The sequence below is a fragment of the Streptomyces sp. NPDC022552 genome (assembly GCF_055561875.1).
Window position 1 is genome coordinate 388,641 of the sequence record NZ_JBVHGJ010000005.1, and the last position, 17,376, is coordinate 406,016.

Sequence of the window (17,376 nt, forward strand, 5' to 3'; positions counted from 1 at the left end):
CGGAATCCTAGCCCCCGCACGCCCGAATCGCACCGGAATCGTGCCCCCGACCGGCCCTCCGCCGCCGCAAGCGGACGCGGAATACTGGCCTCCGGATCACCCCCGAACGGCCCCCGCATCGCGCCCCGTGCGGTAGCGCCGCCCTCCCCCAACCGCCGCCGAATCAGCCCCCGTTCCCGCTCATTCATTCGGCGTTCACTTCCGCGCCGCCCCCGTGCAGATGTGTGCACATAACGTCACCGCCGAACGGGAATCCCGACACCATGTCGGGACCAAGGGGCGGCGCAATACGCGCCGGAGGAGGACCAAGTGCGCAAACTGCTGCCGCTGCTGAGCACCAACCCGCACGGAGGCGGCCGTTCCGCCCTCACCTGTCGGTTCCGCTGTGGTGACGCCTGCTTCCACGAGGTGCCCAACACCAGCGACAACGAGTACGTCGGCGACGTCATAGCCGGCGCCCTCTCCCGTCGTTCCATGGTGCGCGCCGCCGCCGTCGTGACCGTCGCCACCGCCGCCGGCGGCGCCGTCATCGGCTCGGGTGGCGCCGCGCCCGCCGTCGCCGCGTCCAACTCCGACGCCGCCTCCGCCGCCGCCAAGGGCCGCCCCGTCGCCGACGGCGCCCGTGGTCTCCGCTTCACGCCCGTCGCGCCCAACACGGCCGACAAGGTCACCGTGCCCGTCGGCTACGAGCAGAACGTCGTCATCCGCTGGGGCGAGCCGATCCTCCGTGGCGCCCCGGCCTTCGACGCCGACAAGCAGACCGCCGCCGCGCAGGCCGGCCAGTTCGGCTACAACAACGACTTCCTGAGCCTCCTCCCCCTCCCCGGGGAGCGGGACCGCCAGATCCTCGTCGCGAACCACGAGTACACCGACGAGATCCTGATGTTCAAGGCGTACGACGCCGCCAACCCGACCCGCGAGCAGGTCGAGATCGCCTGGGCCGCCCACGGCTTCTCCGTCGTCGTGGTCCAGGAGGAGAAGCGTTCCGGCAAGCTCACGCCGGTCACGCGCCACCCGCTCAACCGCCGTCTCCACACCACCAGCGAGTTCGAGCTGACCGGCCCCGCCGCCGGCTCCGCGCTCCTGAAGACCTCCGTCGACCCGACCGGCCGCAAGGTCCTCGGCACGCTGAACAACTGCGCCGGCGGCACCACCCCCTGGGGCACCACGCTGCACGGCGAGGAGAACTTCAACCAGTACTTCGCCAACGGCTCCAGCGCCACCGACAAGCGCTACGGCATCGGCACCGGCGCCTCCGAGCGCAAGTGGGAGCGGTTCGACAAGCGCTTCGACCTCGCGCAGGAGCCCAACGAGGTCCACCGCCAGGGCTGGGTCGTCGAGCTCGACCCGTACGACCCCGAGTCCGTCCCGAAGAAGCGCACCGCGCTCGGCCGCTTCAAGCACGAGGCCGCGCAGCCCCGCCTCACCGCCGACGGCCGCCCGGTGGTCTACATGGGCGACGACGAGCGCTTCGACTACTTCTACAAGTTCGTCTCGTCGAAGCGGATGATGAAGGGCAACTCCCGCGCCGCCCACGCCCACAACCTCACCCTGCTCGACGAGGGCACCCTCTACGTCGCCAAGCTGACCGGCGACAGCCCGGCCGCCCAGATCGACGGCACCGGCAAGCTCCCGAACGACGGTGAGTTCGACGGCTCCGGCGCCTGGATCCCGCTGGCCACCGGCAACGTCTCGCACGTCGAGGGCATGACCGCCGAGGAGGTGTACGTCTTCACCCGCCTCGCCGGTGACAAGGTCGGCGCCACCAAGATGGACCGCCCCGAGGACGTCGAGCCGTCCCCGCGCTCCGGCCGCGTCTACGTGGCGCTCACCAACAACAGCGACCGCGGCAAGGCCGGCAAGGCCCCGGCGGACGAGGCCAACCCGCGCAACCTCAACAAGCACGGCCAGGTCCTGGAGCTCGCCGAGCACTGGGACGACCCGGCCTCGGACGGTTTCGCCTGGCGCCTCTTCCTCGTCGCCGGCGACCCGAACGACCCGGCCACGTACTTCGCGGGCTTCCCCAAGGACAAGGTCTCCCCGATCTCCTGCCCGGACAACGTCGCCTTCGACCCGCACGGCAACCTGTGGATCTCCACCGACGGTGCCCAGCTCGGCTCGCACGACGGCCTGTTCGGTGTCGCCACGCAGGGCGAGCGGCGCGGTGAGATCAAGCAGTTCCTGACCGTCCCCAAGGGCGCCGAGACCTGCGGCCCGATCATCCAGGACCGCCGCGTCGTCGTCGCGGTCCAGCACCCGGGCGAGATCGACGGCGCCTCCGTCGAGAACCCGAAGTCGGAGTGGCCCGACGGACCGGGCAAGATCGTCCGCCCGTCGGTCGTCTCCGTCTGGCGCAAGGACGGCCGCGACATCGGCGTCTGAGCCCACTGAACGTGGTGTGAGGGGCGTGGCACCGCCCCTCACACCACTCCCAGCCCCTCCCTGAACCGTACGAACTGCTCCTCCGGGTCCCCCGTGTACGCCCACGGAACCCATGCCGCCCGCGTCCCGAGCATCCCGAGCACCTCGCGCGCGACCTCCACCTGGCCCGCGTAACAGGCTGCGTGCGCCAAATAGTTGAGGTCCGGTACCTCCTCCGGCGCCACCGGGCCGCCCGGCTCGCGGCCGCCGATCCACCGCTCGAACGTCCGGCGCAGCTCGTCCACGGCCAGCTCGTGCTTCCAGTGCTGGTCGAAACCGCGCACCGGACCCCGCCCGAGCGCCCCGTCCGCGATGTAGCGGTACTCCTCCACCCGCGCCACCTGCACCAGGACCGGCAGCGGCGACCCGGGCGGCGCCACACCGGCCGCGTCCCGCGCGAAGTCGTACATCGCCCCGTGCGTGCCGTGCCACCGCGCCGACCAGTAGCGCATCACCTGCGCGTGGCCCTCGGTGTTGTACGGATCACGGCGCCGCAACTCGTCGAACCACTGCCGCAGTTCTCGGCGCGGCACCCCGCCTTCGTACAGCCGGGCCACCGAGAGCAGCGAGACCCACGGCATCGGGTCCGCCGGGGCCGCCTCCGTCGCACGCAGACACGCGTCGACGGTCGCGTCGACCCGCCCCCGGTCCACGACCGTGCCCCGGCCGGCGGCGATCGCCGTGTCGAAGACCCGCACCACCTCGGTGGCGGCCCGCAGCACCGCGGCGTCCGGGCTGTCCGGCTCCGCCGCCCGCCACGCCTCGACCGACGAACTGCCCGCTGCCGCGTGCGCGAGGAGCCGCACCCGGTGCGTCCGGCGCGCCCAGTCCTCACCGGTGTCCCGCAGCAGATCCCGTACACCCTGCCAGCGGCCGATGACGATGTCGTGCCGCGCCTCGGTGAGGGCGCGGTCGCCGAAGTCCGGGTCGAAGACGGGGGTGAAGCGGGCCGCGCGGGCCGAGCGCGCCGATCGGCGGAGAGCGGCCATCCAGGTCCTCCCTCGGAAGCCATGAAGCCAGAAGCCGTGAACCGTAGAGCCAGAAGTCGTGACCTCTGGGTCAGAAGCCGTGAACCGTGAACCGTAGAGCCAGAAGCCGTAGAGCCAGAAGCCGTAGAGCGGTGTGACCAGAAGCCTGGAGCCGTCGTGCCGGAAGCCGTGACCCCGGCAGCGCCTCGCGTCAGAAGTCCGTCGCCAGCGATTCGTCCGTCCTGCGCGCCCGTGCCGTGCTCGGTGCGAACGGCTCGGCGGCCGCCAGCGCGCGCGCCGCGTCGAGCCGTGCCGGGCGGTAGTACGTGCTGCCCCGGCGCCAGTACACGAGCATCGGGACCACGCCCAGCAGCAGCCCGCCCAGGCCGATGACCCGTGACGTCGTGGACAGTTCGCCGAGCGATTCGACGAACGCCCACAGCATGAACGCCGCCCCGAGCAGTGGCCAGACGCCCCCGACGAGGAAGTTCCGTACGGAGCTGAGCAGCATCCCCCGGTACGCGACCACCGCGGCGATCCCGGCGAGGCTGTAGTAGAACGCGATCAGCAGGCCGATCGCGGACACCGCGTCGCTGAGGATCCGCCCCATCGGACCGGCGGCCGCCGCCGCGCCGAACATCAGCAGCGCGGCTCCCCCCACGGCGGCGATCGCCACCCACGGGGTGTTCCAGCGCCGGTGCACGGTTCCGAGCGCGGCCGGCATCGTGCGGTCGCGGCCCATCGCGAAGAGCGAGCGGGTCACCTGGATGAGGGTGGTCTCCAGGGTGGCGATCGTGGACAGCAGCACGGCCACGACCAGCAGCTTTCCACCCACGCCCGGCCAGATCTCCTGGCCGAGCACGGCCAGGACGTTCGCACCCGCGGACTCGATCTGCCCCGAGGTCAGCAGCACGTTGACCGCGACCGTGAACGCCTCGAAGACCAGGAAGACGACCGCGACGCCCACCAGCGCGGCGAGCCCGGCCGTACGGCGGCTGTTCCGGGTCTCCTCGCTGAGGTTGCTGGTGACGTCCCAGCCCCAGTAGTAGAACGCGGCGATCAGCGCGCCCGAGGCGAAGCCCGCCGGGCCGTCGAAGTGGGCGAAGCCGAACCAGGACCAGTCGAAGGCGGTCGCGTGGCCCCGGTGCAGCAGCGCGGCCAGGACGAAGGCGACGAGGATGAGCATCTCGACGCCCGACATGATCAGTTGCGCCCGTACGGTGAGCCGGGCGCCGCCCAGGACGACGAGCAGCATCATCAGGAACCAGCCGGCGCCGACGGCCGCGGCCAGCGGGGTGTTGTCGGCGAGCCCGGGATCGATGAGAGAGAGCGTCAGCGCGCCGGCGGGGAGCGATCCGGCGACCATGAAGACGGTCGCGGAGACGACGAGGGCCCAGCCGGAGAGGAAGCCGAGGAAGGGGTGGAGGGTGCGGCCCACCCAGGAGTAGCCGGCGCCCGCGTTGACGTCGATCCGGCCGAGGCGCGCGTAGGCGAGGACGATGCCGAGCATCGGTATCGCGCAGTAGAGCAGCGCCGCGGGTCCGGCCAGGCCGACCGCGCCGAAGAGCACGGCCGTCGTGGCGGCCAGGGAGTAGGCGGGCGCACTGCCCGCGACGGCCATGACGATGGTGTCGAAGGTCCCGAGAACATTGGGCTGGAGCCCTCTGCCGGTGGTCGTGCGCATGGCGGCTGTCCTTGGGGGGCACGGGAGCGGTGCAGGACGAAGTGACCGTGCCGCCGAGTCAGTTGTTCGCCGGACCGCGCACGGATCAAGGTGAATCGAGCGCATCGTAGTCGCCCGGACGGATTCCGGTAACGGCGGATGGAACCTTCCGTTCTGTGACCGCCGGTAAGGGCATCCGTGCGCCCCCAGCGGGGCGTTTAGCCCGCAGTGGCACGGGGAGTGGCGATCGCGCGGGCCGCCACGACCTCCTGGCGCAGCGGGGCGAGCACCCCCTCCTCGTCGCCTGTCAGTTCCGTCCGTACCTCGACGAGGACGTCCGTGCCGCGCAGCCCGTCGGCGAGTTCCCGCAACTGCTGCTCCACCGCCCTGACTTCCTTCTGGTCCGGGGGCGGGGCGCCGTGGTTGACGCGGACCCGGGCGGCGGTCGTCGCGTCGACGATCCGCTCGACGGCGACGACCAGCGGCCACCAGGCGGAGGCCACGGTCCCGGTCGGCGGCGGTTCGGTCAGGGCGCGCTGGAACTCGGAGCGTACGGCGGACAGATCGCGGTACAGCTTCCGACGGGCCCGCAGCCGGGCGGGCGGGTCCTCGTCCTCCGGCGAGCAGAACGCCTGAGCCACATAGGCCGCCGAGTCGGCGACGGAGTCCGCGAGCCGGTCGCCGATCCGGCTGTGCCAGGACTCCGGCCAGAGCAGATAGCCGGCGACCAGCGCGATTCCGCAGCCGATGAGGGAGTCGTAGAGCCGGGGCAGCACCAGGTCGAAGCCCTGCTGGTTGAGGAGGTCGGAGAGCAGCAGGATGACGGGGGTGATCGCCGCGGTCTGGAAGGCGTACCCCTTGGCGGAGAAGGCGGGGATCAGCGCGGCGAGGACGATCATCACCGGCACGTCCCACCATCCGCGCGGCACCTCGGCGAGGACGAGCGCTGCGGTGACGAGCCCGACGGCCGTGCCGAACGCGCGCAGCACGGCCCGGGAGAAGACCGAACCGAAGTCCGGCTTCATCACGAAGGTGACGGTGAGGGCGACCCAGTACGAGCGGGGCACCTCGATCACCGACACCACCGACTGGGCGAGGCCGATGCAGAGCGCGAGCCGCAGCCCGTACCGCCAGGACTCCTCGGAGAGCAGGACGCCGCGGACCACCCGGCGGGACCTGACCCGCAGCGCGGCGGGGCGGCCGAGGCGGTCGTCCACGTTGTAGGGGTTGGGCTCCGCCTGGCCGACGACGGTGGCCGCGTGGCGCAGGGCCTGGTCGACGGCCCTCTCGGCGGGGCGCCTGGCGTCGGGGAGGTCGAGCTCGGGGATGTCCGTACGGCCCTCCCCGACCGCGTCGGCGAGTGCGCGCACCGCGGCCGGGATCGCGGGCGGCAGGGGGCGGTGGAAGCGGCGGGCGGCGACGTGGGCCGCCGGGGCGGCCTCCACGAGGGCGATGACCGCGTTGAGCTGGGCGAGCAGCCGTACGAGGATCGGCGCCCGGCCGTGCTCGCGGGCGCGGCGGGCGAGGACGAGGTCGTACGCCTGGTTGAGGGAGGCGGTGACGTCCTGGCGCCGTTCGTCGTACGCGTCGGTGCCGGCGGCTTCGAGGACGTCGGCGACGGCCCGGTAGGTGCCGGCCACGGCGGTCCGCTCGGGGACCCCGCCGCGCAGCGGCCAGCCGAGCAGGGTCAGGGCGAGGACGAAGGCCCCGCCGAGCCCGAGCAGCAGGGGCGGCTTCCACCAGGGGTCGGGCATCGGCAGGCCGGCGCCGACGACCGCGTTGAGGAGCAGCAGCAGGCCGGACACGGAGGCGACGGCGCCGATCGAGGAGATCATCCCGGAGACGAGCGCGATCAGGGTGAGCACGGCGACGGCCAGCCAGCCTTCGCCGTACACGAGGCTGCCGAGGGTGACGCCGAGGGCGCCGAAGAGCTGGGGGACGGCGATGTTGTAGAACCGCATGCGGTACGCGTCGGCGGTGTCGCCGATGACCCCGGAGAGGGCGCCCATGGAGACCAGGGCCCCGGAGACGGTCTGGTCGACGGCGAGTCCGACGGCGAGCGGGGCGGACAGTGCGACGGAGGCGCGGGCGACGGCTGCCCAGGGGATGGGCGCGGGGGCCGGACGGAGCCCGGCGGTGAGCCAGGGCGGTGGGGTGAGCCGCGCGGGACGTGCCATGGGCTCACGGTACGTGGGCGGCGAGCGCCTGCCGGGGAGGCGGACGGGGCGGTGTCAGCTGCGGTAGCCCTCCACCTCCGCCGCCGGGCGGACGGCCGCCGTGTCCGGGTCCTCGCCGAACTCGACCTTCGCGCGGCGCTGGCGCAACAGGTCCCAGCACTGGTCCAGTTGCACCTCCAGCTCGGCGAGCCGCGTCCGCTCCTCCGGGAGGAGCCCGCCCATCCGCCGGCGCAGCGCCCGCTCCTCCTCGACGAGGGCGCCGATGTTCGTGAGGATCTGCTCGTCGTCGTACATCCGGTCCATGGTTCCAGCGTCGCCGATCAGCGCCCGGCGTGCAGGTCGAGCCCGGTCAGGACGGCCCGGTGGTCCGACCCCGCGAGGTCGAGGAACCGCACGTCACGCACCCGGAAGTCGTCGCTGACCAGCACGTGGTCGATCTGTACGTAAGGCGGCAGGGGCAGCTCACGCGGCCAGGTCGGCGTCCGCGCGGCGCCCGCGAGCCGCGCGGCGTCGTGCAGCCGGCCCGCGTCGAGGACGGCGCGGAACGCGGCGTGGTCCTGGGAGGCGTTGAAGTCGCCGGCCAGGAGCACCGGGGCGCCGTCGCGGCGCGCGGCGGCGAACTCCGCCACCCGTCCCAGCTCCCGTTTCCACAGGTCGACCTGGCGGGGGATCGGCGGGAGCGGGTGCGCGAGCCGCAGCTCGACCTCCCGGCCGCCGATCCGCGCGCCCGCGCCCGGCATGCCCATCGCGGCCGGGATCGGGGGCCGGGCGGTCAGCGGGTACGCGCTCAGGATCACGGAGCCGGTCGAGCCCTCGCCGTCCACGACCGCCCGGTGCGGATGGCTGCCGGCCAGGGCCGCGGTGAGGGTGCGGACGCAGGCACGGTCGCACTCGGAGACGTAGACGACCTGCGGCCGCTCCCGGCGTACGGCCTCGGTGAGGGCCTGCGTCGCCTGGCCGAACTCGACGTTGGCGGTGAGCACCCGGAGCCGTTCGACGACGGGCCCGCGGGCGGTGGTGGTGTCCGGTCCGTACGGCAGCGTGAACCAGGCCGTGACGGCGAGGACGAGGACGGCGAAGCCCGCGAGCGGCCGCCGCCGGGCGGCGGCCGCGAGCAGCGCCGCGAGGCCGGCCGGGACGGTGAGCCAGGGCAGGAACGACAGCGCCTGCGGTACGGGAGTGACCGCGTCGCTGCCGAGGAGGCGGCAGCCCGTGACCACCGCCGGTACGGCCACGAGCAGGCCCGCGGCCCAGGCGGCGAGGCGCTGCCCGGGCCGGGGGGAGGTCGGAGGGGACGAGGGCATGGGGGACCGTTGCTCTGCCAGGACTTGCTCCACCTCGTCAGTGTCGCAGCGCCTGCTGGATCTCCGCCTTCGTCGCCCCCGAGAGGGTGCGATTGCTGCGCGCCGTACCGGTCTTGGACCCGGCCGGCTCCACGCCGTCGATGTTGAGGACGGCGGCGTCCAGCAGATTGCCGTCCTCGTCCCGGAAGTTGACCCAGACCGTGTAGTCGGCGTTCGAGTCCGTGGGGTTGGTGGCGGTGATCTCGGCCGTGGTCCGGTCGCCTTCCGTCCCCGTCGCGCCCGCCTTCACGTTGTCGGTGGCGTTCACCCCGTCCTTGACCTGGTTCATCTTCTCCTCGGCCGCCGAGGCGGCCGCCGCCGTGGCGGAGGAGACGATGTCCTCGGCCGCCTGCCGGTCCTCGTCGGTGCAGCCGGTGACGCCCGTCATGGCGAGCGCGAGGAGGGCGGTGGCGCAGACGGCGCGGGCGCGGGTGCGTGTACCGGCGCGGGTACGGGTCACGCCGTGTCCTTGCGGAAGGAGGTGTCGTCCGTGGCCAGCGCCCAGATCACGAAGATTGAGATGGCCATCGAGAACAGCGCCCACCAGGGGTGGTACGGCAGGAAGAGGAACTGCGCGATGACGTTCAGGGAGGCCAGGGTGATGCCGCCCATGCGCCCCCACTCGGATCCCTTGAGGATCCCGGCGCCGGAGACGGCGACGAGGACGCCGAGGACGATGTGGACCCAGCCCCAGCTGGTCAGGTCGAACTTGAAGACGTAGTCGCCGACGCGGGTGTAGACGTCGTCCTCGGCGACCGCGGCGATGCCCTGGAGGATGTCCAGGATGCCGATGACGAGCATCAGGACCCCGGCGAACAGGGTGCCGCTGGACGCCCAGGCGGAGCCGGAGGGGCTGCGGGGCGGACGAGGGGGTGCGGTGTGCTGGCTCATGGGCTCATCGTGCGGCGGCCGGTCCGGGAGCGAACGTCCAGCTGGGCCGTACGAGTGACGGCGCGGGAGCCGTGTCCCCCGCGCCGGTGTCTCACAGCGCGTCGAGGAACGCGGCGAGCGCCGCGTCGAACTCCGCCGGCCGCTCCAGGTTCGGCATGTGCGCCGCCCGCTCGACGACCACCAGCGTGGAGTGCGGCAGCGCGGCGTGCATCGCCTCCGCGTCCGACACGGGGGTGTACGCGTCGTCGCGGCCGACGACGACGAGCGCCGGTACGGAGACGGTGGTGAGCAGCTCGCGGTAGTCGGGCCGTTCGGCCCGGCCGCGCAGCGCCGCCGCCGCGCCCTCGGGATCGGTGGCGCACATCATCCGGTGGACGTGGGGCGCGGCGTGCGTGTTGTACGGGGCGACCATCCGGTCCAGGACCTCGTCGGCGTACCCCTTCATGCCTTCGCGGACCAGCCGTCCGGCCGTCGCGCGGCGGCCGGCCTTCCCCTCCTCGGTCTCGGCGGCGGGGAACGTGTCGGCGAGGACCAGGCCGCGTATCCGGCCGGGGAAGAGGCGGTAGCACTCCATGACGATCTGGCCGCCCATGGAGAGGCCGCCGAGGACGAACTCCTCGATGCCGAGGTGGTCGAGGAGCGCGGCGAGGTCCTCGGCGAAGGCGGAGAGCGGGGTGGTGCCGGGGACTACGGTGGTGGCACCGTAGCCGCGCAGGTCGGGGGCGACGACCCGGTGCGTGGCCGAGAAGCGGTCGATCTGGGGCCGCCACATCGTGCGGTCGAAGGGGTGGCCGTGGACCAGGACGAGCGCGGGACCCGTTCCCTCGTCCTCGTAGCCGATCGTCAGTCCGTCGATCTCTGCGGAAGCCATGGCCCGAGGCTAGGCAGCCCCCACTCCTCGGTGCAATGACATCCTTTGCTCTCGGTGCAATGAGAGCGCGCGGGACGAGGAGAGGTACCCGATGGACGAGTACCGCCGGATCGCCGACCGGGTCGCGGAGCGGATCGCGGACGGGCGGCTGCGCCCCGGCGACCGGCTGCCGCCGCAGAGGGTGTTCGCCCGTCGGCACCGGATCGCCAACTCGACCGCGATCCGGGTGTACGGAGAGCTGGCGCGCCGGGGTCTGGTCGTCGGCGAGGTCGGGCGCGGCACGTTCGTACGGGCGGCTCCGCCGCCGCCCGGGGCCGCGCTCGCGCTCGCCGAGGCCGCCGGGCACGCGCCGGTCGACCTCCAGCTCAACTATCCGGTGGTGGCCGGGCAGTCGGAGCTGATGGCGCGGGCGCTCACCTCCCTCGCCCGCGCCGACGTGCTGGGCGAGGCGACCGCCCGGCCCGCGGCGGCCGTGGGGACGCCGGAGGCGCGCGCCGCCGCCGTCCGGGTCCTCGCGCGGCCGGGCTGGGAGCCGGACCCCGACCGGGTGCTCTTCGCGGGCAACGGCCGCCAGGCCATCGCGGCGGCGCTCGCCGCGCTCGTGCCGGCCGGGGGCCGGCTGGGCGTCGAGGAGCTGACGTATCCGCTGGTCAAGACGGTGGCGGAGCGGCTCGGGGTGCGGCTGGTGCCGATCGCGCTCGACGGGGAGGGGATGCGGCCGGACGCGCTGGCGGAGGCGGTCCGCGCGGGATCTCTCTCCGCCGTGTACGTCCAGCCCACCCTGCACAATCCGCTCTCCGTGACGGCGAGTCCGGCGCGCCGCGCCGAACTGGCGGGCGTGCTAAGGGAGTCGGGGCTGACCGCGATCGAGGACACCACCTGGGCGTTCCTGGTGCCGGACGCCCCGGCGCCGCTGGCCGCCCATGCCCCGGAGCGGGTGGTGCTCGTCGACAGCCTCTCCAAGCGCCTCGCGCCCGGGCTGACCGTCGGCCATCTGGTCGCGCCGGAGGGTCTGGTGGAGGACCTGGCGCGTGCGCTGCGCTCCGGCGCGTGGACGGCGGGCGGTCTGCCGCTCGCGGCGGCGACCCGGTGGGCGGCGGACGGCACGGTGACGGAGGTCGTGGCGGCGAAGCGCGCGGACGCGGCGGCCCGGCAGGCGCTGGTGCGGCTCCACCTGGGCGCGTACGCGATCCGTGCCTCGCCGCACGCGTACTACTGCTGGTGGAAGCTGCCGGCGCCCTGGCGGGCGGAGGCCTTCGTGGTCGCGGCGGCGGCGCGCGGGATCGCGCTGACCCCGGGCGCGGACTTCGCGGCGGGCGGCCGCGGGGCGGCGGACGCGGTACGGGTCGGGCTCGCCTCGCCCCCGCTGCCCGTCCTGGACGACGCGCTGCGGCGGCTCGCCGGGCTTGCCTCCGAGATCCTGGACATCTAATATCCAGAACATGAGGATGAACGAGGGCGTGGAGTGGGCGCTGCACAGCTGCCTCAACCTGGCCTGGATCGGGCCGGAGCGGGCGGTGACGGCGGCCCGGCTCGCCGCCTATCACGAGCTGCCCGCCGCCTACCTCAACAAGCAGCTCCAGGCCCTCTCCCGGGCCGGGATCGTCAGCTCGGTCTCCGGGCCCAAGGGCGGCTTCCGGCTGGCCCGGCCGCTCGACCGGATCACCCTCATGGACGTCGTGGCCGCGATCGAGGGCCCGGAGGAGGCGTTCCGCTGCTCCGAGATCCGGCAGCAGGGGCCCGGTGCCGGTCCGGCCGCGAGCTACGCGGCCGAGTGTGCGATCGCGGGCGCGATGGGGGCGGCGGAGCTGGCCTGGCGGCGCGAGCTGGCGGCCCGCACCCTGGACGACGTACGGCAGCGGGCGGAGCTCCAGGCGCCCGCGGCACCGGAGCGCATCCGGCACTGGTTCGCCAACGCCTGACCGGCTGGTTGCCGGTCCGGTGACCGCCCCGTATTCGACGCGCCCTCCCGGCCGGGAGGGCTTTTCAAGGGGGTTATTCTGGATGTTGACTATCCAGGTTGAAGACGGACCGGGACGGCGCCGGGGCCGGGCCCGGGTCGGGGCCGTCACGCTCGGCATCTTCACCGTGATGACGTCGGAGCTGCTGCCCGTCGGTCTGCTCACCCCGGTCGCGGCCGAGCTGGGCGTCTCCGCCGGTACGGCGGGTCTGATGGTGACCGTCCCGGGCCTCGTGGCCGCCGTCTCCGCCCCGCTGATCGCCGTGCGCGCCGCCGGGGCCGACCGGCGCGCGGTCCTCGTCGTCCTGATGGCCCTCGTCGCCGCCGCGAACCTGGCGACCGCGGCCGCCGCCCACTTCGCGGTCGTCCTCGGCGCCCGGGTCCTGCTCGGTGTCGCCATCGGTGGCTTCTGGGCCCTCGCGGGCGGCCTTGCACCCCGGCTCGTCCCGGCGGCCGACGTCGGGCGGGCCACCGCCGTCGTCTTCGGCGGGGTCTCGGCCGCCTCCGTGCTCGGCGTCCCCGCGGCCACCACGGCCGCGGAATGGACCGGCTGGCGAGGGGCGTTCGCGGGAGTGGGGGTGGTGGCGGTGGTGGCGACGGGGGCTCTGGTGACGCTGCTGTCCCGCCTCCCGGGTACGGGTACGGGTGCGGCTACGGGTGGCTTCGGTCGGCTGCTGCGGCTGCCGCGCGACAACGCGCGCGTGCGCACCGGACTGCTGCTCACCCTCCTCCTCGTGACCGGCCACTTCCTCGCGTACTCCTTCGTCAGGCCGGTGCTCGCCGAGCACGTCCATGTCTCCGGGGAGCTGGTCGGCGTGGTCCTCCTCGGGTACGGACTCGCGGGCGTGGCTGGGAACTTCCTCACCGGCCCCGCGGCCGGCCGCTCCCCCCGCCGTACCCTCGCCGTCCTCTCCGCAGGCCTGACCGCCGCGCTCCTCGCGCTCGCCCTCGCCGGCTCCGCGACCCCGTCCGGTGCCGGACTGCTGCTCCTGTGGGGGCTCGCGTACGGCGGGGTCTCCGTCGGGCTGCAGTCCTGGTTCATGGCCGCCGCCCCCGAGGACGTGGAGACGGCGACCGGGCTCTACGTCGGCGCCTTCTGCCTCTCGATCGCGTTCGGCGCCCTCCTCGGCGGGCTGCTCGTCGACGCGACCACACTCACCGCGCTGCTCTCCACGGGAGCCGCGCTCACCCTGGCCGCCTGCCTCGCGGCCGTACTCTCCGGAAGGAAGCACACCCCATGACCAGCACCGACACCACCGCCACGACCGGCACCGGCGTCACCGGCTCCGACCCGCGCACGATCACCAACCCGGCCACGCTCCACGACCCGTCTCCCTTCGGCTACAGCCACGCCGTCTCCGCCCCCGGCGAGCTCGTCTTCATCGGCGGCCAGTACGCCTCCGACGAGACCGGCGCCCCCGTCCCCGGGGACTTCGCCGCCCAGGTCGAGCTGTCCTTCACCAACCTCCGCCGCGCGCTGGAGGGCGTGGGGCTCGGCTTCGAGCACGTCGTACGCCTCGGTTCGTACATCGTCGATCACGATCTCGCGAAGCTGGAGGTGCTCGGCAAGGCGCTGCACGGCGCCTTCGGCGACCGGCTCCCCGCGCAGACGCTCAGCGGCGTCGCCGCGCTCGCGCTGCCCGGGATGCTCTTCGAGATCGACGCCGTCGCGGTACGGCCCGCCGCCTGACCCGGCCCTCCCCGGCCCGGCCGCCCGCCGCCCCCCGCCCCGTCCGGTTGCGGCGGCGGGGGCTCCGGGTGTGCCCTAGAGGGTGCAGGGGGGCGAGAGTGAAGGAGACCCTGCCATGGCCGCACACGCAGCGGTGCCCGCCGGGCGGCACCTGAGTACGCACGGCTGGGGCCTGCCCCTCACGCTGGGCTTCGCCTACGGCTTCTGGGCGGCGGCGATCGTGCGCGACGGAGGCATCATCGACTGGGGCGAGGTCGTCCTCGGCATCGTCTCCGGAGCCGTGCTCGCGGGCGCCGTGTACGCCCTGCGCCAGTGGGGCCACGTCCTGCCGCGCGAAGTGCACGCGGCGGCCTGGGGCGCGCTCGCCGGCTGCGCCGTCGGCTTCCTCTTCAGCCTCTCGGGCCCGAGCGTGTACTCGGCCACCGTCCTCGGCCTGGTCGTCGCCGGAGGGACCATCATCGGCGCGTTCTACTGGCTCTACACCCACGAGGACGTCGCGGCCGTGGAGCGTGCCGTGGCACGACGGCGCCGGTAGGCGACCGCGACGGCGGCGAGCAGCGGGCCCCAGGCCGCCAGGGGCAGGTAGCAGGCCAGGAACAGGGCCTCCTGGACCGGCCCCTCGGTGTGGGTCCCCGCGGCGTCCGCGCCGATCCCGGCGACCGCCACGTACGTGTACCAGCCTGTCAGGGCGAGGAGCCCGAACGCCCCGCCCAGCGCGGCCGCCGTGGCCGCGCCGGGCGGGACGCGCCGTCCGCCCACGAAGGGAAGCCGGCGCGGCAGCACCTCGCCCCAGGAGCGGACCAGGCCGAGTGTGAGGAAGGCGAGCAGCTCGGCGACCACCGTCAGGGCGATCTGGAACGTGTTCTGGGCGAGTCCCGGGTCGTCGACGCGGGCGACGGGCAGTCCCAGGGTCAGCGCGATCCGCCAGATCCCCGAGGGGAGGACGATCAGCGGTACGGCGTGGGCGGCCAGGGCGGCCCAACGGGGCACGCCGGGCAGGGACTTCATCTTCGGCATGGCGTCAGCGTGCCGCCGGGGCGGGGGCCGGGACGTCGGCGCGAGGGGCGGACACCCTCCGCCGTACGGGGGAGCCCGGGTCGTTCTCTGGCAGCCGGGCCGGGTCCGTCGGAGACTGGGTGGAAGCGGAACGCATCCGGCAGCCTGGAGGCACGCGCATGACCGACCTCGCCATCGAGACCGAGGGTCTGGTCAAGGTCTTCGGCACGAACCGAGCCGTCGACGGGATCGACCTGCGCGTCCCGCCCGGCATCGTCTACGGCGTCCTCGGCCCCAACGGCGCGGGCAAGACCACCGCCGTCAGGATGCTCGCGACCCTGCTGAGACCCGACGAGGGGCGGGCCCGGGTCTTCGGCAATGACGTCGTCAAGGACGCCGACACCGTGCGCGGCCGGGTCAGCCTGACCGGCCAGTACGCCTCCGTCGACGAGGACCTCACCGGCACCGAGAACCTGGTCCTGCTCGGCAGGCTCCTCGGCCACAGCCGCCCCGCCGCCCGGGACCGCTCGGCGCAGCTGCTCGCCGCGTTCGGGCTCGCGGAGGCGGCCGACAAGCAGATCAAGAACTACTCGGGCGGTATGCGGCGCCGTATCGACATCGCCGCGTCCATCCTCAACACCCCCGACCTGCTCTTCCTCGACGAACCGACGACCGGACTCGACCCGCGCAGCCGCAACCAGGTGTGGAGCATCGTCCGCGCGGTCGTCGACCAGGGCACCACCGTCCTGCTCACCACCCAGTACCTGGACGAGGCGGACCAACTGGCCTCCCGCATCGCCGTCATCGATCACGGCAGGGTGATCGCGGAGGGTACGAAGGGCGAGCTGAAGGCCTCCGTGGGCTCGGGCTCGGTGCACGTACGGCTCCGGGACCCCGAGCAGCGCCCCGAGGCCGAGCGGGTCCTCCGGGACGCCCTGAAGGCCTCCGTCCAGCTCGACCCGGACCCGGTCGCGCTCACCGCCACCGTCGACGGCCACGGCACGGACCTCGGCGCCGCCGAGCAGGCCGCGCGGGCTCTCACGGCGCTGGCGCGGGCCGGGATCACGGTCGACAACTTCGGGCTCGGCCAGCCCAGCCTCGACGAGGTGTTCCTGGCACTGACGGACAGGAAAGGAACGACGGCATGACCACCGTCACCTCCGGCAAGGACACGCAGAACACCGACACCCTCGACTTCGTCGCCCCGAAGGCGGACGAACTCGCGGCGCTGCTCGTGGGCCGGTCCCGCCCGCCGCGGCCCGGCGCGCTCTCCGCCTCGATGACGTTCGGCTGGCGGGCCATGCTGAAGATCAAGCACGTGCCGGAGCAGCTGTTCGACGTGACGGCGTTCCCGATCATGATGGTGCTGATGTTCACGTACCTCTTCGGGGGCGCGCTGGCCGGCTCGGTCTCGGAGTACATCCAGTTCCTGCTGCCCGGCATCCTCGTGCTGAGCGTCGTGATGATCACGATGTACACCGGCATGTCGGTCAACACGGACATCGAGAAGGGCGTCTTCGACCGCTTCCGGACCCTGCCGATCTGGCGGCCCGCGCCGATGGTGGGCTATCTGCTCGGCGACATCGTGCGGTACCTGATCGCCTCCGCGGTCATGCTCACCGTCGGCATGATCATCGGCTACCGGCCGGCCGGCGGGGTGGTCGGCGTGCTGCTCGGAGTCGCGCTGCTGCTCGTGTTCTCGTTCGCCTTCTCGTGGATCTGGACCATGTTCGGCCTGCTGCTGCGCACCGAGAAGGCGGTCACGGGCGTCAGCATGATGGTGATCTTCCCGCTGACCTTCCTGTCCAGCGTCTTCGTCCTTCCGACGACCATGCCCGGCTGGCTCCAGGCCTTCGTGAACAACAACCCGGTGACGCACCTGGCGGACGGCGTACGCGACCTGATGGCCGGGAACTGGCCGGCGGCGGACATCGCCTGGACGCTCGGCTGGTCCGCGCTGTTCGTGATCGTCTTCGGAGCGATCACGATGCGGCTCTACAACCGCAGGTAGTCACTGCCCCCGCGGGGTGGTCTGCTGGACCGACCAGCGGTTGCCGTCCGGGTCGGCGAAGTACACGAACGAGCCCCACGGCTGGTCGTCGATGTCGGTGACCTCGATGCCGCGCCGCTTGAGGTGGGCGTGGGCCGCCTCGATGTCCGTGACGACGACCTGCATGTTGTCGAGGGAGCCCGGCTTCATCTGCGTGATGCCCTTCCCGAAGGCGATCGAACAGGCCGAGCCGGGCGGAGTCATCTGGACGAAGCGGATGTCGTCGCTGACGGGGAAGTCGTGGTCGAGGTGGAAGCCCACCTGCTCGTAGAAGGCCTTGGCCCGCTCGATGTCGGTGACGGGCACGCCGATCAGTTCCAGCTTGATGTCCATGACGGCATCATGC

The 17,376-nt window shown here is 73.2% G+C and carries 18 protein-coding genes; 8 read left to right on the forward strand and 10 right to left on the reverse strand.

Annotated elements, in window-relative coordinates; translation table 11 throughout:
• The first annotated feature begins 309 nt into the window (after positions 1–309).
• Positions 310–2,382, forward strand: a complete 2,073-nt coding sequence (locus tag ACZ3OF_RS17345; RefSeq protein WP_361669921.1) for a PhoX family protein — start codon at positions 310–312, stop codon at positions 2,380–2,382.
• 38 nt (positions 2,383–2,420) lie between these two features.
• Here the strand turns inward: ACZ3OF_RS17345 and ACZ3OF_RS17350 are convergent, their stop codons facing one another.
• The 8 genes from ACZ3OF_RS17350 to ACZ3OF_RS17385 form a co-directional block, all read right to left on the reverse strand.
• A complete protein-coding gene (locus tag ACZ3OF_RS17350; protein WP_361669919.1) occupies positions 2,421–3,410 on the reverse strand; it encodes a hypothetical protein in 990 nt (329 codons plus the stop codon).
• A 190-nt stretch (positions 3,411–3,600) separates the two neighbouring features.
• Positions 3,601–5,073 carry an APC family permease gene (locus ACZ3OF_RS17355; protein ID WP_467305327.1) on the reverse strand — a complete coding sequence of 491 codons (1,473 nt, stop codon included), beginning with the start codon at positions 5,071–5,073 and terminating at the stop codon, positions 3,601–3,603.
• A gap of 197 nt (positions 5,074–5,270) precedes the next feature.
• The gene (locus ACZ3OF_RS17360; RefSeq protein WP_361669915.1) at positions 5,271–7,229 is read right to left on the reverse strand and encodes an FUSC family protein; all 1,959 of its coding nucleotides are present in this window, start codon (positions 7,227–7,229) and stop codon (positions 5,271–5,273) included.
• Positions 7,230–7,283: 54 nt separating this feature from the next.
• Positions 7,284–7,523: a DUF2630 family protein gene (locus tag ACZ3OF_RS17365; protein WP_361670685.1), complete on the reverse strand. Its 240-nt coding sequence runs from the start codon at positions 7,521–7,523 to the stop codon at positions 7,284–7,286.
• Between the two features lie 26 nt (positions 7,524–7,549).
• Positions 7,550–8,533 carry an endonuclease/exonuclease/phosphatase family protein gene (locus ACZ3OF_RS17370; RefSeq protein ID WP_467305330.1) on the reverse strand — a complete coding sequence of 328 codons (984 nt, stop codon included), beginning with the start codon at positions 8,531–8,533 and terminating at the stop codon, positions 7,550–7,552.
• Positions 8,534–8,570: 37 nt separating this feature from the next.
• Complete coding sequence (locus ACZ3OF_RS17375) at positions 8,571–9,032, reverse strand: hypothetical protein (RefSeq protein ID WP_361669910.1); 462 nt, start codon at positions 9,030–9,032, stop codon at positions 8,571–8,573.
• Complete coding sequence (locus tag ACZ3OF_RS17380; RefSeq protein WP_361669907.1) at positions 9,029–9,463, reverse strand: DUF7144 family membrane protein; 435 nt, start codon at positions 9,461–9,463, stop codon at positions 9,029–9,031. The genes ACZ3OF_RS17375 and ACZ3OF_RS17380 overlap by 4 nt, the downstream gene beginning before the upstream one ends.
• 91 nt (positions 9,464–9,554) lie before the next feature.
• Entirely contained in the window at positions 9,555–10,334 is a 780-nt protein-coding gene (locus ACZ3OF_RS17385; RefSeq protein ID WP_361669905.1) for an alpha/beta fold hydrolase, read from the reverse strand.
• Positions 10,335–10,425: 91 nt separating this feature from the next.
• Between ACZ3OF_RS17385 and ACZ3OF_RS17390 the strand changes: the two genes are divergently transcribed.
• The 5 genes from ACZ3OF_RS17390 (at position 10,426) to ACZ3OF_RS17410 (ending at position 14,519) form a co-directional block, all read left to right on the forward strand.
• Positions 10,426–11,766 (forward strand): aminotransferase-like domain-containing protein, encoded by a 1,341-nt coding sequence (locus tag ACZ3OF_RS17390; protein ID WP_467305333.1) that lies wholly within the window; start codon positions 10,426–10,428, stop codon positions 11,764–11,766.
• Between the two features lie 16 nt (positions 11,767–11,782).
• Entirely contained in the window at positions 11,783–12,256 is a 474-nt protein-coding gene (locus ACZ3OF_RS17395) for an RrF2 family transcriptional regulator (RefSeq protein WP_361670682.1), read from the forward strand.
• A gap of 82 nt (positions 12,257–12,338) precedes the next feature.
• Positions 12,339–13,535 (forward strand): MFS transporter, encoded by a 1,197-nt coding sequence (locus ACZ3OF_RS17400; protein ID WP_467305335.1) that lies wholly within the window; start codon positions 12,339–12,341, stop codon positions 13,533–13,535.
• On the forward strand, positions 13,532–13,984 hold the full coding sequence (locus ACZ3OF_RS17405; RefSeq protein ID WP_467305337.1) for a RidA family protein: 453 nt from the start codon (positions 13,532–13,534) through the stop codon (positions 13,982–13,984). Before ACZ3OF_RS17400 ends, ACZ3OF_RS17405 begins: the two co-directional genes overlap by 4 nt.
• A 115-nt stretch (positions 13,985–14,099) precedes the next feature.
• Positions 14,100–14,519, forward strand: coding sequence for a hypothetical protein (locus ACZ3OF_RS17410; RefSeq protein WP_361669893.1), 420 nt, complete (start codon positions 14,100–14,102; stop codon positions 14,517–14,519).
• Here ACZ3OF_RS17410 and ACZ3OF_RS17415 read toward each other — a convergent pair.
• Positions 14,462–15,001 carry a hypothetical protein gene (locus tag ACZ3OF_RS17415; protein WP_361669891.1) on the reverse strand — a complete coding sequence of 180 codons (540 nt, stop codon included), beginning with the start codon at positions 14,999–15,001 and terminating at the stop codon, positions 14,462–14,464. The genes ACZ3OF_RS17410 and ACZ3OF_RS17415 overlap by 58 nt on opposite strands.
• Before the next feature lie 158 nt (positions 15,002–15,159).
• Between ACZ3OF_RS17415 and ACZ3OF_RS17420 the strand changes: the two genes are divergently transcribed.
• Both ACZ3OF_RS17420 and ACZ3OF_RS17425 read left to right on the forward strand, forming a co-directional pair.
• A complete protein-coding gene (locus ACZ3OF_RS17420) occupies positions 15,160–16,128 on the forward strand; it encodes an ATP-binding cassette domain-containing protein (RefSeq protein ID WP_361669889.1) in 969 nt (322 codons plus the stop codon).
• Positions 16,125–16,991, forward strand: a complete 867-nt coding sequence (locus ACZ3OF_RS17425; RefSeq protein WP_361669887.1) for an ABC transporter permease — start codon at positions 16,125–16,127, stop codon at positions 16,989–16,991. The genes ACZ3OF_RS17420 and ACZ3OF_RS17425 overlap by 4 nt, the downstream gene beginning before the upstream one ends.
• Here the strand turns inward: ACZ3OF_RS17425 and ACZ3OF_RS17430 are convergent, their stop codons facing one another.
• Entirely contained in the window at positions 16,992–17,363 is a 372-nt protein-coding gene (locus ACZ3OF_RS17430) for a VOC family protein (RefSeq protein WP_467305342.1), read from the reverse strand.
• Positions 17,364–17,376 lie beyond the last annotated feature (13 nt).

Excerpts from the sequence above, each read along its gene's own strand:
- ACZ3OF_RS17380 (WP_361669907.1), bottom strand. The coding sequence starts at position 9,463 with ATGAGCCAGCACACCGCACCCCCTCGTCCGCCCCGCAGCCCCTCCGGC.
- ACZ3OF_RS17350 (WP_361669919.1), bottom strand. The coding sequence starts at position 3,410 with ATGGCCGCTCTCCGCCGATCGGCGCGCTCGGCCCGCGCGGCCCGCTTC.
- ACZ3OF_RS17365 (WP_361670685.1), bottom strand. The coding sequence starts at position 7,523 with ATGTACGACGACGAGCAGATCCTCACGAACATCGGCGCCCTCGTCGAG.
- ACZ3OF_RS17420 (WP_361669889.1), top strand. The coding sequence starts at position 15,160 with ATGACCGACCTCGCCATCGAGACCGAGGGTCTGGTCAAGGTCTTCGGC.
- ACZ3OF_RS17355 (WP_467305327.1), bottom strand. The coding sequence starts at position 5,073 with ATGCGCACGACCACCGGCAGAGGGCTCCAGCCCAATGTTCTCGGGACC.
- ACZ3OF_RS17425 (WP_361669887.1), top strand. The coding sequence starts at position 16,125 with ATGACCACCGTCACCTCCGGCAAGGACACGCAGAACACCGACACCCTC.
- ACZ3OF_RS17405 (WP_467305337.1), top strand. The coding sequence starts at position 13,532 with ATGACCAGCACCGACACCACCGCCACGACCGGCACCGGCGTCACCGGC.
- ACZ3OF_RS17415 (WP_361669891.1), bottom strand. The coding sequence starts at position 15,001 with ATGCCGAAGATGAAGTCCCTGCCCGGCGTGCCCCGTTGGGCCGCCCTG.
- ACZ3OF_RS17390 (WP_467305333.1), top strand. The coding sequence starts at position 10,426 with ATGGACGAGTACCGCCGGATCGCCGACCGGGTCGCGGAGCGGATCGCG.
- ACZ3OF_RS17370 (WP_467305330.1), bottom strand. The coding sequence starts at position 8,533 with ATGCCCTCGTCCCCTCCGACCTCCCCCCGGCCCGGGCAGCGCCTCGCC.
- ACZ3OF_RS17430 (WP_467305342.1), bottom strand. The coding sequence starts at position 17,363 with ATGGACATCAAGCTGGAACTGATCGGCGTGCCCGTCACCGACATCGAG.
- ACZ3OF_RS17360 (WP_361669915.1), bottom strand. The coding sequence starts at position 7,229 with ATGGCACGTCCCGCGCGGCTCACCCCACCGCCCTGGCTCACCGCCGGG.
- ACZ3OF_RS17395 (WP_361670682.1), top strand. The coding sequence starts at position 11,783 with ATGAACGAGGGCGTGGAGTGGGCGCTGCACAGCTGCCTCAACCTGGCC.
- ACZ3OF_RS17400 (WP_467305335.1), top strand. The coding sequence starts at position 12,339 with ATGTTGACTATCCAGGTTGAAGACGGACCGGGACGGCGCCGGGGCCGG.
- ACZ3OF_RS17385 (WP_361669905.1), bottom strand. The coding sequence starts at position 10,334 with ATGGCTTCCGCAGAGATCGACGGACTGACGATCGGCTACGAGGACGAG.
- ACZ3OF_RS17410 (WP_361669893.1), top strand. The coding sequence starts at position 14,100 with ATGGCCGCACACGCAGCGGTGCCCGCCGGGCGGCACCTGAGTACGCAC.